12 protein-coding genes are annotated in these 13,014 nt (G+C 62.3%); 5 read left to right on the forward strand and 7 right to left on the reverse strand.

Annotated features, from left to right (window positions below):
• Nucleotides 1-9: 9 nt before the first annotated feature.
• The 6 genes from pip to HX881_RS03310 form a co-directional block, all read right to left on the reverse strand.
• A complete protein-coding gene (pip, locus tag HX881_RS03285; RefSeq protein WP_177082732.1) occupies nucleotides 10-954 on the reverse strand; it encodes a prolyl aminopeptidase in 945 nt (314 codons plus the stop codon).
• Between the two features lie 143 nt (nucleotides 955-1,097).
• Nucleotides 1,098-2,684 carry a GMC family oxidoreductase gene (locus HX881_RS03290; protein ID WP_177082734.1) on the reverse strand — a complete coding sequence of 529 codons (1,587 nt, stop codon included), beginning with the start codon at nucleotides 2,682-2,684 and terminating at the stop codon, nucleotides 1,098-1,100.
• Nucleotides 2,685-2,747: 63 nt separating this feature from the next.
• Nucleotides 2,748-3,629: a sugar phosphate isomerase/epimerase family protein gene (locus HX881_RS03295; RefSeq protein ID WP_177082736.1), complete on the reverse strand. Its 882-nt coding sequence runs from the start codon at nucleotides 3,627-3,629 to the stop codon at nucleotides 2,748-2,750.
• A 109-nt stretch (nucleotides 3,630-3,738) separates the two neighbouring features.
• Entirely contained in the window at nucleotides 3,739-4,761 is a 1,023-nt protein-coding gene (locus tag HX881_RS03300; protein ID WP_177082738.1) for a glycoside hydrolase family 3 N-terminal domain-containing protein, read from the reverse strand.
• Nucleotides 4,748-5,809: a glycoside hydrolase family 3 N-terminal domain-containing protein gene (locus HX881_RS03305; protein WP_177082740.1), complete on the reverse strand. Its 1,062-nt coding sequence runs from the start codon at nucleotides 5,807-5,809 to the stop codon at nucleotides 4,748-4,750. Before HX881_RS03305 ends, HX881_RS03300 begins: the two co-directional genes overlap by 14 nt.
• Before the next feature lie 177 nt (nucleotides 5,810-5,986).
• Complete coding sequence (locus tag HX881_RS03310; RefSeq protein ID WP_177082743.1) at nucleotides 5,987-6,220, reverse strand: hypothetical protein; 234 nt, start codon at nucleotides 6,218-6,220, stop codon at nucleotides 5,987-5,989.
• A gap of 65 nt (nucleotides 6,221-6,285) precedes the next feature.
• On the opposite strand from HX881_RS03310, the gene HX881_RS03315 reads away from it, so the two are divergent.
• The gene (locus tag HX881_RS03315) at nucleotides 6,286-7,152 is read left to right on the forward strand and encodes a helix-turn-helix transcriptional regulator (protein WP_017128560.1); all 867 of its coding nucleotides are present in this window, start codon (nucleotides 6,286-6,288) and stop codon (nucleotides 7,150-7,152) included.
• On the opposite strand, the gene HX881_RS03320 is transcribed toward HX881_RS03315, so the two are convergent.
• Nucleotides 7,143-8,243 carry a thiamine pyrophosphate-dependent enzyme gene (locus HX881_RS03320; protein WP_177082745.1) on the reverse strand — a complete coding sequence of 367 codons (1,101 nt, stop codon included), beginning with the start codon at nucleotides 8,241-8,243 and terminating at the stop codon, nucleotides 7,143-7,145. The genes HX881_RS03315 and HX881_RS03320 overlap by 10 nt on opposite strands.
• Before the next feature lie 560 nt (nucleotides 8,244-8,803).
• On the opposite strand from HX881_RS03320, the gene HX881_RS03325 reads away from it, so the two are divergent.
• The 4 genes from HX881_RS03325 (at nucleotide 8,804) to HX881_RS03340 (ending at nucleotide 12,901) form a co-directional block, all read left to right on the forward strand.
• Nucleotides 8,804-9,964 (forward strand): ABC transporter substrate-binding protein, encoded by a 1,161-nt coding sequence (locus HX881_RS03325; protein WP_017128562.1) that lies wholly within the window; start codon nucleotides 8,804-8,806, stop codon nucleotides 9,962-9,964.
• Nucleotides 9,965-10,060: 96 nt separating this feature from the next.
• Complete coding sequence (locus HX881_RS03330; protein WP_017128563.1) at nucleotides 10,061-10,996, forward strand: ABC transporter permease; 936 nt, start codon at nucleotides 10,061-10,063, stop codon at nucleotides 10,994-10,996.
• A 28-nt stretch (nucleotides 10,997-11,024) separates the two neighbouring features.
• Nucleotides 11,025-11,816, forward strand: a complete 792-nt coding sequence (locus HX881_RS03335) for an ABC transporter permease (RefSeq protein ID WP_017128564.1) — start codon at nucleotides 11,025-11,027, stop codon at nucleotides 11,814-11,816.
• Nucleotides 11,817-11,821: 5 nt separating this feature from the next.
• A complete protein-coding gene (locus HX881_RS03340; protein ID WP_177082747.1) occupies nucleotides 11,822-12,901 on the forward strand; it encodes an ABC transporter ATP-binding protein in 1,080 nt (359 codons plus the stop codon).
• Nucleotides 12,902-13,014 lie beyond the last annotated feature (113 nt).

The raw sequence follows: 13,014 nt of genomic DNA on the forward strand, positions 1-13,014 counted from the left end.
GCCCCTGAATCAGACCGGCTGGCTGTCCATCGCCTCGATCAGCGCGGACCTTATCTCCGGATCATTCGCGGTATGTCCGGCCTGTACGATCCTCAACTGCGCCTGCGGCCATGCGCAGGCCAGGTCATAGGCACTCTTCACCGGGCATATGAGATCGTATCGACCATGCACGATCACCGCCGGGATGTGCCTGATGCGGTCGACGTTGGCGAGTAACTGACCAGGCTCCAGAAAGAACCGGTTGCGGAAATAATGCGCCTCGGCCCGGGCGATGCTGATGGCTATCTCGGGTGTCTCGAACAACCCCGCGCCGTCGGGCTCGTGCACCAGGGTCATGATGCCGCCTTCCCAGTTCCCCCACGCCAGGGCAGCTTCCAGGCGCACCGCCGCGTCCGGGCTGTCCAGCCGACGCCAGTAGGCCTCGACCATATTGCCCCGCTCCTGCGCAGGGATGAAATCCCGGTATCGCGCCCAGCGCTCGGGAAATACCCAGGCAGCACCGGAATCCATTTCATTCAACCAGTTCACTTCCTCCTGCCGCGCCAGGAAAATGCCGCGCAACACCAGGCTGGCGACTCGCTCGGGGTGCGTCTGCGCATAGGTCAGCGCCAGGGTCGAACCCCAGGAACCGCCAAAGACAATCCAGCGCTCAATCCCCAGATGCGTGCGCAGGGCCTCGATGTCGGCGACCAGGTGCCAGGTCGTGTTATCGGTCAACTCCGCGGGCGGCAACGACTGACCTGCACCGCGCTGATCGAAGAGGATGACCCGGTAGCGCTCGGGGTCGAAAAAACGCCGGGCCGTCGGCGCCACACCTGCTCCCGGACCGCCATGCAAAAACACGACAGGCTGTCCGTCGGGGTTACCGACTTCTTCGACATAGAGCCGATGCAGGGCATCCACGGGCAGGTGATAGCTTTTGTAGGGAGTAATTTCGGGATAAAAATCACGCATGGGCGACCTCGCGATGGGCTGGAAAGCATGGCTTGACCAATATGTCGACGGCCATGGCTGCGCATGCATCATACTGCGCGCAAGCCATTGGCCGTCGATAAAGCCATATCAGGCCGCTATCACCACCAGCGCAACGGGATGACCTAGCGGGCACCTCTGATCAGGTCCGCCGCTTTTTCGCCGATCATGATGCACACCGAGTTGGGGTTGCCCGAGATCAGCGTCGGCATGATCGACGCATCGGCTACCCGCAGCCCGTCGATGCCATGCACCTTGAGGTCGGGCCCGACCACGGCCAGCTCATCCACGCCCATGCGGCAGGTCCCCGAAGGGTGTAGCGCGGCGTGGGCTTCCCGATGGCAGAACTGCTTCATGGCTTCGCGCGAACGGATGCCGGAGTCCGGCACATGACGCCGGGCCACATAGGGCTTGAAGGCCGCCTGGGCCATGATCTCGTCGCCCACGAGACAGCCATCCACCAGGCTTTCAATGTCGTAGGGGTCGGAAAAATAGTTGGGCACGATGCGCGGTGGCGACATCGGATCGGCCGAATACAGCCCGACATGACCTCTGGACCGTGGCCGGATCTGCCCCAGGTTGAGGGTGCAACCATTGCCGCCGGGCACGGAGTCCACCCCCTCCTCGATGCCGGCGCCCACCACCATGAAGTACTGGATATCGGGATGGCTGGCGGCCTTGTCGCCCCACCAGAAGGCCCCGCCCTCGATCAGGTTGGAGGCGGCCGGGCCCTGCCTGAACAGCGCGTACTGCAACCCCGCGAGCATTTTCCAGAACGGCTTCTTGTACTTGTCATAGCTGTGGGGACCGGTCAGTTCATAGACCAGCGACACTTCGATATGGTCCTGCAGGTTCTGCCCCACGCCAGGCAAATCCTGGATTACCTGGATGCCATGCTCTTGCAACTGCGCCGCGGGCCCGATACCGGACAACATCAACAACCGCGGAGAGTTGATCGCGCCGGAGGACAGCACGATCTCCTTGTCGGCATGCATCACCTGGCGCACGCCCTTCTCGATGTACTCGACGCCGACGGCCTTGTTGCCCTGCATCAGAATGCGGATCACCCGGCAACCGGTCTTGACCGTGAGATTCCCCCGCCGCCTGGCCGGTGCCAGGTAGGCCACCGCCGCGCTGCTGCGAAAACCGTTTTTGGCGGTGATCTGGTACAACCCGCAGCCCTCGGGCGTGCCCGAGTTGAAATCTTCGTTGTAGGGCAGCCCGTACTGCTGGCAGGCCCGCAGCCAGACTTTGGTCAGCGGGTGGATATTGATCGGATCGGACACCCCCAGCGGCCCGCCGACGCCATGCACGTCATTGCAGAAACGCTCGTTGTCCTCGGCCTTCTTGAAGTAAGGCAGCACGTCGTTGTAAGACCAGCCGGCAGCGCCCTGCTCCGCCCAGCCATCATAGTCGGCGGGCACGCCGCGGATATAGATCATGGCGTTGACCGAACTGCCTCCACCCAGCACGCTGGCCTGGACCATGGTCGGCGTTTCGCTGCGCTGCTGGTCCGCGGTGGGCTCCCAGGCATAGCGTTTGAGCAACGGGCCCTGGGCGGTCTTGTAGTAGGCCCCGGGAATATGGATATAGGGGCTGCGATCGCGAGGCCCCTCCTCGAAAAGGACAACGGATGCCGCCGCGTCCTCGCTCAGACGCGATGCGATCGTGCAGCCCGTGGAGCCGCCCCCGATTACGATGAAATCCACCATGACGACCTCAGATCTTTTTAGTATTGAGCCGAATGTTGAAACCTGACCGATCAACCCGTCCGATCAAAGCACCAGGCGGGTCAGCAGCGCCTTCAGCTCCCGGGCGACGGCATAGCTGTTCTGTTGCTGCTGCTTCTTGCAGAACAACTCACAGCTCCACCAGCCGACGTAACCGGTGGCCTTGACCGCCGAGGTCCATTCGGCCAGATCCAGGACCCCGCTGCCCGTGGGAACATCCCTGAGGACTTCTTCATTGGGAATGCCGCCCTCGAAGGGCAACGAATCGCAGACATGCACGCCGTAGATCACGTCCTTGTTCATCCTGGCGACGTCATCGGGGGTGACGCCCGAGGTAAAGCAATGCCAGTAGTCGATCACCATCCTGACGTTGCCGCGCCCGGTGCGATCAATCAGCCGCAGTTGATGCTCCAGGCTGTTGAGAGGCGTCCAGGACAAGGCTTCCAGGTAGAGCAGCAGATTGTATTGCCCGGCCAGGTCGGCCAGGGCGGCGAGGTTTTTCGCGGTCAAGGCGTACTGCTCGGCCTGATCGAATCCCAGCAGGCCCGAGTAATGGGCGCTCTTGCCAAACCGCTGGAAATCAAGCACCGCCTGGACATTGATGGGACCGGTAAGCACCTGCACGCCCTTGGCCCCCGCCAGGTTGGCCAGTTGAAACAGCCGCTCAGCTTCCTTCATCAGTTCATCGCGCTCGGCGCCCTGGCGTTCGATATCGCGCAGGTAACCGATGCCGGGCACCCGGACGTGCCTGAGTACTTCCTGAAGCTGCGACTCGGTATAACCGGCCTGCAGATACGCTTCCAGTTTGCTGCTGTTGATTTCCAGCGCGTCGAAACCCACCGTCTGTGCGATGTCGATATCCATGGCCAGGGTCGAGTGTTTCGCGACGGTGGAATGCAGGGTCAGGATGTTGTTCTGGGTTGTCATATGACACTCCTACCATTGCCGTTGATTGTAGGGAGATGAGGTCCACCTGGAGATTTCGCAGTCCCGCCAAATACGCCGCAACCTGACGCAGAAGCTGCGTCAGGCAGGATCATCTGGCGCCGAGCGGCAGGCGATTGGCCAAGCCGGAGACTGTCCGCGCCGCGGCATCCAGGCGCTCCTGCGACAAGGAGCCGTCGGCGACGGCCGCGACAATCGTCCGCACGACCTGCGCCATCTGCGGCATCGCCCCGGCGGAAATCAGCAGCAGGTCCGCCCCGGCCTTCAACGCCGCCACGGCCACCTCGCCGAGGGACAACTGCCCCTGGGTGGAGCGATGGTCCAGGTCGATGGTCATGACCAGCCCCTTGAAACCCAACTCCTGGCGCAACACACCGATCAGTTCGGGTGAAACCGATGCGGCCACCGGCGGGGTGCAGGCGGCAAATATCGCCGGCCCCATCATCACCGCATCCGCCCCGGCGTCGATCCCGGCCTGAAAGGCCGGCCAGTAACGACGCAGTTGCGCCATGGACTCGCCGACCAGCGCTTCTTCCGTCGCCGGCTGCCGCAACAACACCGGATGCCCGGGAAAGTGCTTGAGCGTGCTCGCCAGCCCGGCCCGGCGCACACCCCGGACATAGGCTGCCACCATCGCCGCGGCCTGCGGGACATCGTCGGATAACGTACGGCCCGCCAGCCAGACATTGGTACCGCCGACCACATCGGCGGTCGGTGACAACAGCAGGTTCACGCCGGTATTGCGCACCGCCGTCGCGACCTGAAAGCAAGCCTCCTCCAGCTCGGCGCTGTCCATGGCCCGAGCCACGTCCGGCTCGGGCAACGCCGGGGTGATCCCCTGCAAGCGGTGAACAGCGGAGATATCGGCATCGGCGGCCAGCAGCAGTGGCCCAGCCAGCTCGGTGGCCGTGCCGGCGAAGCGCTGCCATTTATCCAGGGTTTCCGACTGCAGGCGGTCCGCGCTCATTTTTCCGCTGACATACTCCTGGGCAGTCTCGCCAAACAACAGGCTACGCCCGCCATCGCCGAGAAAGCGGCGCACGTCATCCGTCATCCGCAGATCCAGCACTACCGGAAACAGGACGCCGTAGGCCTTGCGTTCATTGCTGTTCATGGCCCGCTCCGTCGCTGTCAGCATCGTGGGTGTCGGCAGCGTGAGTGGCGATGGCCAGTTGGCGAACCCTGGCGGCAGCGTCCAGCAACATCTGGCGCTCCAGCGTGCCCTCATGCACGGCAGCAACAATGGCCTCGGCGATGGCCTCCAGGCCCGACTCACTGGACACCAGCAGCAAATGCGCCCCGGCCAGCAGCGACGCGACGGCGGTCTCGGTGATGCCGTTGCCCCGCAGGATGGACACCGCGTCCAGGTCGTCGGAAATGATCAGGCCCTTGAAGCCGAGGGTATCGCGCAGCACCGCGATCACCTTGGACGAGGTCGAGGCGGAGTGATCGGGGTCGATGGACGGGATCACTGCCGGCCCTGGCATAACGGCTTTCACGCCGCTGGCGATGACCGTCTTGAAGACGTCGAGGTTGTCATGGAGCAATTCCAGCGGTCCCGGCACCGTAGCCTCGGCAATGGCCGGGTCCTGCTCGGTGACAGGGTGCCCGGGAAAATGCTTGGCCGTGGCAATGACACCTGCCCGTTGCACGCCACGGATAAAGGCACAGGACGCCCGGCTGACCTCAACCGGATCGGCTCCCAGGTGTCGGTTGAGCAACCACGGGTTGGCCCCGGTGACCACATCGACGATGGGCGCCAGGAACAGATTGACGCCCAGGTCGCGAGCCGCGCTGGCCATCTCGAAACAGCGCTGCTCGATTTCCCCGGCAGCGAGGCTCCGCAGCTGTGCCCGGGAAGCGACGGCGGGCACCAATTGGTGCAGGCGTTCGATGCCGCCCAGTTCCTGGTCCACCGCGATCAGTAGCGGCGCACCGGCAATTGCCGTGGCCTCCCGCACGATATCGATAAAATCGGCACGGGACTCGCCGGCCTTGCGCTCCGCGCTCATGTCGCGGCCGACATATTCTTCCCGGGTTTCACCCAGCAACAGGGAGACACCGCCCCGGCTCAGGTACCGGCGCAGATTGTCGTCCAGTCGCAGATCCCCGAATGCGGGAAGCAGCACCGAATACGCGGCGCGATGCAGTTCGCTTGACATTGTTTTTCCTCAGCAGCGTTAGGGAGAACCTGCCACCGAGTATCACGGGGGGTGTTTTCTTTCTCCATTTCGCACCCGATCGATACCTGACGCGAACTGAAGCACCCCACGCCGACAAGCAGTGTTACCCGCGCAAATTCAATGTGTTACCCACTCACCTCAGGCGTAACCCAATCATCAACAAATAAAAGTTTTTCCGCCCTGGCGCGGCAACTTCGCGCAGATTGCCAATGCCGCAAGACGATACAAACCGCTTACAATCTGACGCAGGCATTTATTCATGAAGCGCCCCGTTTCAATCGAACAAAGCGGCATGGAACATGCTTTATCCAACACCAGGACATTCAAATGCTTGAAGAGGTTATGTCGGTTAAGCAAAAGGTTATTCGATAACTGGGCTATAACTTTCATAACTTGCGTCTTAACCGAGCCGACCCGTCGAGAGAATCATGCCCAGTCGAGGAGAGACCCCCACCATGTCGTTAGCGGCCGCCACTTCGCACCCTGAGCGCCAGCAGGTACGCAGCGACTTGCAGGCCAATGTGCAAAAGAACCTGAGTACGCTCGTCGAGTCCTGCCGGTCGGTTGCTGATATGTGTCGAAAAGTTGATGTGAACCGCCAGCAGTTCAATAAGTACCTGGTGGGCCAGCACGTGCCTTCACAGAAGATCCTGCAGAAGATCGGCCGTTATTTCATGATGGAAGCGGAAGATCTTTTTCGCCCGCCCGCCGAGTTCAAGAAGTTCTATGAAGGTTATGAAAACGAATTGCCGACGGACTTGCGTGCTTCGGAGCAGTTCAATCATTTCCTGCCGCTGGCCAAGCAGTCGGCGGACTTGCTCGAAGACTATCTGGGTGTCTATTACCGCTACCACAACTCATCGATCTACAAGGGGCGGATCCTGCGTTCGGTCACCTGCCTGTATCGCGCCGACTCGATGGTGCAATACGTCACGATCGAACGTTTTCCGTTGCGCGATGGCAGCGGCAAGATCGGCTACTCCTTCACCTACCACGGGTTTTGCCTGCTGCTTGGCGACCGCCTGTTCATGGTCGACTTCGAGGGCAAGCAACGCAACGAGATGACCTTCTCGATCCTGACGCCCCAGCATCGCCGGCCGATCCGCTTCCTCTACGGGTTGGTCACCGGCGTGGCCTCGTCCTCGTTCCGCCAGCCTTTCTCCACCCGCATGGCCCTGGGGCTCGTGGACAAGGGCAAGATCCGCAAGCATCACTTGCGCAACGCTACCGTGGTGCTGCCCAGCGACCAGTCGATTCCCCTGGAGGTGCGCGAATACATGACCGGCGACAACGCCACCATCGTCTGGGGCGGTCAGGACTGAGCCGGGAGGGGCGCGTCGTGGCCCTCGCGCACCACCATCACCTCGACCAGCGAGGGCCCCTTGCTGTTCAGTGCCTTGACCAGGGTCGGATTGAGCTGTGAAGCGTGCTCGACCCGCCAGGCTTCAAGGCCGAAGTTGCGGGCGATGCCGGCGAAATCCGGGGCGTATGGCTTGCCGTCCGGCAAATTGAACTCGCCGGCCCGATGCTGCTCGACAGGCGAGGCCTGCCTGCCGCCCGCGGGACCGTCGGCACTGTTGTTGAAGACCAGGAACACCACCGGAATGCTGTGCATCACACACACGGCCATCTCCTGCATCGACTGCAACAGATCGCCATTGCCCACCGCGCACACCACCTGGCGGGCCGGCATGGCGAGCTTCGCCCCGATCGCCGCGGGGACGGCCCAGCCCAGGGTGCCCAGGGGGCCGGCGCACAAGTGACTGTGGGGATAGTGGACCGGGAACATCGCACTGACCCGGGCCTGGATACGCCCTGCCCCGACCACCAGGATCGCGTCTTTTTCCAGGACCGAACGCGACGTTCGCTCGTCGCGCAACACGGCTTTCCTGCGTGGGATCACCGGCGGTTCCGCGCGCAAGGTGGCCGGCGGCAGGCTGGCATCGATCGCGGCGTTCTGCACGGCGTTTTCAATCGCCAGGCTGACCGGGCCGACGCGCCCGCTGAACATGGTATCGAAGGCCTGGCGCAGGGCCTGGGGCAGTTGCTCGATCGCGGACACGGCCACCTGTTCCCGGGTAATGCCGCCCGTCACCGCTTCGCCACGACCACCACTGATCACCAGCAGCGCCGAGGACTGCTCGCGCGCGGCCGCTACGGCGCCCAGGGCCTTGGAAATACCTAGCGCGCCGGCCAGCACCACGGCCATGGGGCGCCCGCACGCGCGAAAGTAACCGTCGGCAAGGTGCACCGCGCTGTGCTCCTGCATGACGTGGATGAACGGAATATCCGTCCCCGGCGCCAGCAAGGCTTCCACCAACGCCCATGAACCGTCGCCCGGTATCCCGGCCACATAGTCGACACCGTTCGCTTTCAACGCTTTCGCAACAATCTGGCCACCAGTGAGCTTCACGCAATACTCCAGTCAAACAGGCGCGGGCGTCGGCGCGAATGCGCCGCGCCTCGCCCGAGGATCACCCCTGGAGTATTCGCCCAGCCAGGGCCCGGCTCAATTTCGCAGCGCACGCAAAAGAGACGCAGGTTGACGCAAATGATCGACCCCGACGCCGGCCAGGGTGAGAACTATCCTCAAGGGAGCCGCCTGCGCCGATTAGGTCACTTTGATGCGTCAGAGTGCGTCGCTTTTAAAAGGGCTGCGAAATTGAGTGCCTTGCCTGCCCGGCCAATACTCGATCCATGAAAACAAAAAGCCGAGCCTATCAAGCGCTGGGCGCGCCGCCTCCAGGCTTTATCCCGTAAACCGGGAAAAGCGCGCGTCGCCCAGCCAGGGAAGAGTCAATCGGTCCAGTAGAGGCCTTACCAACCTCTCCAGCTGCAGGGAATCAATGCTGGTCATAACACTGCCGATCCAACTGACTGCAGGAAAAGGGAGACGTCCGGCGACCACCGCCGGGCGCTCGCCTTGCCAGTCGCTCAACGTTTGCACACAACCACCCTAGGCAGGAACTCGAAATGAAAAAAGAAACAGAGACGGGTTATGGTTTGACCGGCATTGACCTCAACTCCATCAGCTTGAAACGGCGCTCGTTCCTGCTGGGCGCCGCCGCCTCTGCCGCGGGCTTGTATATCGGATCGTTCGTGCCCAGCGCCTTCGCCGCGAGCACAGGCCACCTGGAAATCCTCGGCTGGGAAGGTGAAACCGGCGAAGCGGAACTGGCCGATTGGCGCAAGCAGCGTGGCGTCACCGTCCGCTCCAGCTACGCCAGCAACCAGGACGACATTACCGCACGGCTGGCCGGCACCGATCCGGTGCAGCTCGACCTGACCATGTACGCACTGGGCTACGAGAAGATCTACAAGGAGATGGGCCTGCTCAAGGCCATCGACACCGCGAAGATCCCCAACTACTCGGCCGACAATACCCTGCCACTGTTCTACAAGGGCAGCCGCTGGTACTGGGATGGCAAGCAGTGGGGCATCCCGCTGCTGTGGGGGATGAACACCATCGTCTACAACCCCGGGAAAGTGAGCAAACCTGCCGAGTACAAGGATCTGCTGGACCCGAAACTCAAGGGCCGGCTGACCTTCGTCGACGACGGCACCTCGAACTGGTCCCTGATCGCAGCCATTGGCGGCTACGCCGACAAATACCCGAACCTGACCCATGCCGAGTTCAACGACGCCTTCGAGAAACTCAAGCCTTACCGTGATCAGTGCCGCGTGTTCGCCGCCTCCTCGGGCGACGCCGTGTCCCTGCTGGTCTCGGGCGAAGTGGACGTCGTGTTCTCGGCCTCTGCCAACACCCCGAGTGAAACCATCAAGCGTGGCATCACCACCGCCCTCTCCGTCCCCCAGGAAGGCGCTGCGCTCTGGTGCGACGCCCTGTTCATTCCCAAGACCGCCAAGGACATACCCCTGGCCCTGGAGTTCATCAACAAGACCCTGGAAGCTGAAACCCAGGCCAAGATGGCGACCACCATGTTCTCCGGCGTGGTCAACCCCAAGGCCATTCCCCTGCTGCCCAGCGACTTGAGGAACACCTTCGACTACGAGCACCTGGATAGCTTCTTCGAGAAATCCAAACTCTACGGCCAACCGCCGCTGAGTTCCGACCAGTACGTGACCTACGCCGAATGGATCGACCAGTGGGCGAACTTCAAAGGCTCGTTCTAAAGCGTTTGGCAAGCCGTCGCAGGGGGGCGTGTCCACGAACACGCGCTCTCTGACCCAAGCGCCACGTCATCGAAAAAAAAGCACAGGCAACTCATCATGACCGTAGTCAACAACAGCGAGCCCATCACCCTGGACGACCGGGATGCGAAAGCTGGCAAACGCGTGAAAATCGACCGGAAAACCCTCAGCGGATACTGGCTGGCATCGCCTCCGCTGTTCTTCCTGGTGGTGTTCTTTCTCATTCCATCGGTGCTGCTGCTGATCGCCAGCTTCTGGACGGCCAAGACCTTCAGCATGGAACCCGCCGCCACCCTGGCCAACTATGCCAAGGCGCTGAATGCCAGCGGCTTCTATGAATCACTCTGGATCGCCCTGCAAAACGGCTTCTGGACCGCCCTGCTGTCGACGGTGATCAGTGCGCCGGTGGCCTACTACATCGTCTACCGCACACGCTCCAACGCCGTGCTGTACCTGGCCCTGGTGTCGTGGTTCTCCAGCTACCTGGTGCGGGTCTATGCCTGGCGCTCGATCCTGGGCACCAACGGCGTGATCAACTCCACCCTGCAGCACTTCGGCCTGATCGACCAGCCACTGGAATGGCTGGTGTTCAGCAAGTTCTCGGTGGTGCTGACCCTGGTGCACATCATGCTGCCCTTTACCCTGCTGTTGCTGGTATCGGGCCTGCGCGACATCAAGCGCGACTACCTGGAAGCCGCCGCCGACCTGGGCGCCGGCGGCACCACCATCCTGTGGCGGGTGATCATGCCGATGGCGCACAAGAGCATCGTCAGCTCGTTCATGTTCACCTTCGTCCTGGCCGCCAGTGACTACGTCACCCCGCAATTGCTCGGGGGCCGGGATGCGATGACCACCGGCCTGGTGATCGCCAACCAGTTCCGCTCGGTCGGCAACTGGCCGCTGGGGGCGGCGATGGCCTATCTGCTGCTGATCGTCTTCATGCTGGTGTACGCGCTGTTGCTGGGCGTATTGCGCGCTGCAAACCTGGCACCCGGCAAGCGCTACCACGACTGATGGCCGTCCACAAAAAAGGTAACCTGCCATGATCCGGCTATTCACTTACGTCTACATGTTGTTTCTCTACGCCCCCATCGCGATTATCGCGTTGTTCAGCTTTCACTCGTCCGCATCGCTGTCGTTCCCGTTCGAAGGCTTCTCCACCCAATGGTACGAGGCGCTGTTCAACAGTTCGGACTTCATGACGGCCCTGACCAACAGCGCCATCGTGGCCGCCGGTTCGGCCATCCTCACCACGTTGCTGGGCACGTTCTCGGCACTGGCGCTGATGCGCATGAAAGGGCGCGTGAAGGCCGTGTTCGCCTTCATGAACTTCGCCCCCATCGCCCTGCCCGGTTTGTTCCTGGGCATTGCCCTGGTGATTTTCTTCTCGCTGGTCGGCCTGCCCCGTTCACTGCTGACGGTGATCATCGGCCACACGCTGTTCACCTTTCCGTTTTTCGTCGAGTCGGTGCGTTCGCGACTGGAGTACTTCGACCTGTCGTTCGAAGAGGCCGCGCGCGACCTCGGTGCCTCGCCCCTCAAGGCATTCTGGCTGGTGACGCTGCCGATCATCGGTCCGACCATCGCCGGTGCCGCGATCCTGGCCGTGGCCCTGTCCATGGACGAGTTCCTGATCACCGTCTTCGTCACCGGCAGCGACACCACCCTGCCGCTGATGATTCTTTCGATGATGCGTCGCGCAGTCAGCCCCACCATCAATGCCGCCTCGGTGTTCATGCTGGTCGTGACCATCGCCATCATCGCCATCGCCGGCCTGGTCATGACCCTGCGTCGTCGCCGCCTTGAACTTGAACGTGCTGAAATTGCAGAGTAATCGCCATGACCAACAGTATTGAACTGACCGGAATCTCCAAGAGCTACGGCAACCTGACCGCCCTGGGCAAAGTCGACCTGACGGTCAAGCGCAATGAAATCCTGACCCTGCTCGGCCCCAGCGGCTGCGGCAAGACCACCCTGATGCGCATCATCGCCGGCTTCGAGGAACCGACCACCGGCAAGGTGGTGATCGATGGCAAGGATTCCACGGCCCTGGCACCCGAACATCGTCCGGTGAACATGGTGTTCCAGAAATATGCGCTGTTCCCGCACCTGGATGTATTCGACAACGTGGCCTTCGGCCTGCGCCTGAAGAAGAAGCCCAAGGACGAAATCAAGCGTGAAGTGACCAAGGCCCTGGAGCTGGTGCAACTGGACAGCTTCAAGAACCGCTGGATCTCCGAACTCAGCGGCGGGCAGGCGCAGCGCGTGGCCCTGGCCCGCGCCCTGGTGAATCGTCCGGCGGTACTGCTGCTGGACGAACCGCTGGCGGCCCTGGACCTGAAGATTCGCCACCATATGCTCAACGAGATCAAGCGGATCCACGAAGAGACCTCGACCACTTTTGTCTATGTCACCCACGATCAGGACGAAGCGATGATCCTGTCCGACCGCGTGGTGCTGCTGAACAAGGGCGGCATCGAACAGATCGGCGGGCCGCAGGAGATGTACTGGTCGCCCCGTACGTTGTTCGCCGCGAAGTTCTTCGGCGATACCAATATCATCAATGGCACCTACGGCCTCGGCGACAGCCGTGACGGCTATGTGGAGCTGCCGTTCGGGCGCTACGCCCATGCGGCCAAGAGCGGCGTGGGGGCCGGACCGGTGAATGTCTCGATCCGTCCGGAAACCATCGGCCTGGAGCCGGCGCTGGGTGAGGCCCTGGCCAACGGTGCCTTCGCCGGCAAGGTCAAGGACACCTCCTTCATCGGCAACCGGGTGATCTACCGCGTCGCGGTGGCCGGCGGCACCCTGGACCTCAAGTGCCAGCAACTGCCGACGCCCGGCAGCCATGCCCTGCCGCCGGGCACGGATGTGGCGCTGACCTGCAAACCCGAGAGCTTCGTGGTGATCCCGGCCTGAATGACCAGGCGCTGAACGACAAGTTTGCGAACCTCTCCCTGACGCTGGCTCATGACCTCTTTGATGAGAGCATGATCCGGCGTTTTTTTGCGCCGGCGTTTCGTGTATTCCCG

Origin of the sequence: Pseudomonas gingeri (assembly GCF_013386115.1) — a bacterium.
In the GTDB taxonomy this organism is placed as follows: domain Bacteria; phylum Pseudomonadota; class Gammaproteobacteria; order Pseudomonadales; family Pseudomonadaceae; genus Aquipseudomonas; species Aquipseudomonas gingeri.

Excerpts from the sequence above, each read along its gene's own strand:
- HX881_RS03305 (WP_177082740.1), bottom strand. The coding sequence starts at position 5,809 with ATGTCAAGCGAACTGCATCGCGCCGCGTATTCGGTGCTGCTTCCCGCA.
- HX881_RS03295 (WP_177082736.1), bottom strand. The coding sequence starts at position 3,629 with ATGACAACCCAGAACAACATCCTGACCCTGCATTCCACCGTCGCGAAA.
- pip (WP_177082732.1), bottom strand. The coding sequence starts at position 954 with ATGCGTGATTTTTATCCCGAAATTACTCCCTACAAAAGCTATCACCTG.
- HX881_RS03335 (WP_017128564.1), top strand. The coding sequence starts at position 11,025 with ATGATCCGGCTATTCACTTACGTCTACATGTTGTTTCTCTACGCCCCC.
- HX881_RS03330 (WP_017128563.1), top strand. The coding sequence starts at position 10,061 with ATGACCGTAGTCAACAACAGCGAGCCCATCACCCTGGACGACCGGGAT.
- HX881_RS03325 (WP_017128562.1), top strand. The coding sequence starts at position 8,804 with ATGAAAAAAGAAACAGAGACGGGTTATGGTTTGACCGGCATTGACCTC.
- HX881_RS03300 (WP_177082738.1), bottom strand. The coding sequence starts at position 4,761 with ATGAACAGCAATGAACGCAAGGCCTACGGCGTCCTGTTTCCGGTAGTG.
- HX881_RS03340 (WP_177082747.1), top strand. The coding sequence starts at position 11,822 with ATGACCAACAGTATTGAACTGACCGGAATCTCCAAGAGCTACGGCAAC.
- HX881_RS03315 (WP_017128560.1), top strand. The coding sequence starts at position 6,286 with ATGTCGTTAGCGGCCGCCACTTCGCACCCTGAGCGCCAGCAGGTACGC.
- HX881_RS03290 (WP_177082734.1), bottom strand. The coding sequence starts at position 2,684 with ATGGTGGATTTCATCGTAATCGGGGGCGGCTCCACGGGCTGCACGATC.
- HX881_RS03310 (WP_177082743.1), bottom strand. The coding sequence starts at position 6,220 with ATGAAAGTTATAGCCCAGTTATCGAATAACCTTTTGCTTAACCGACAT.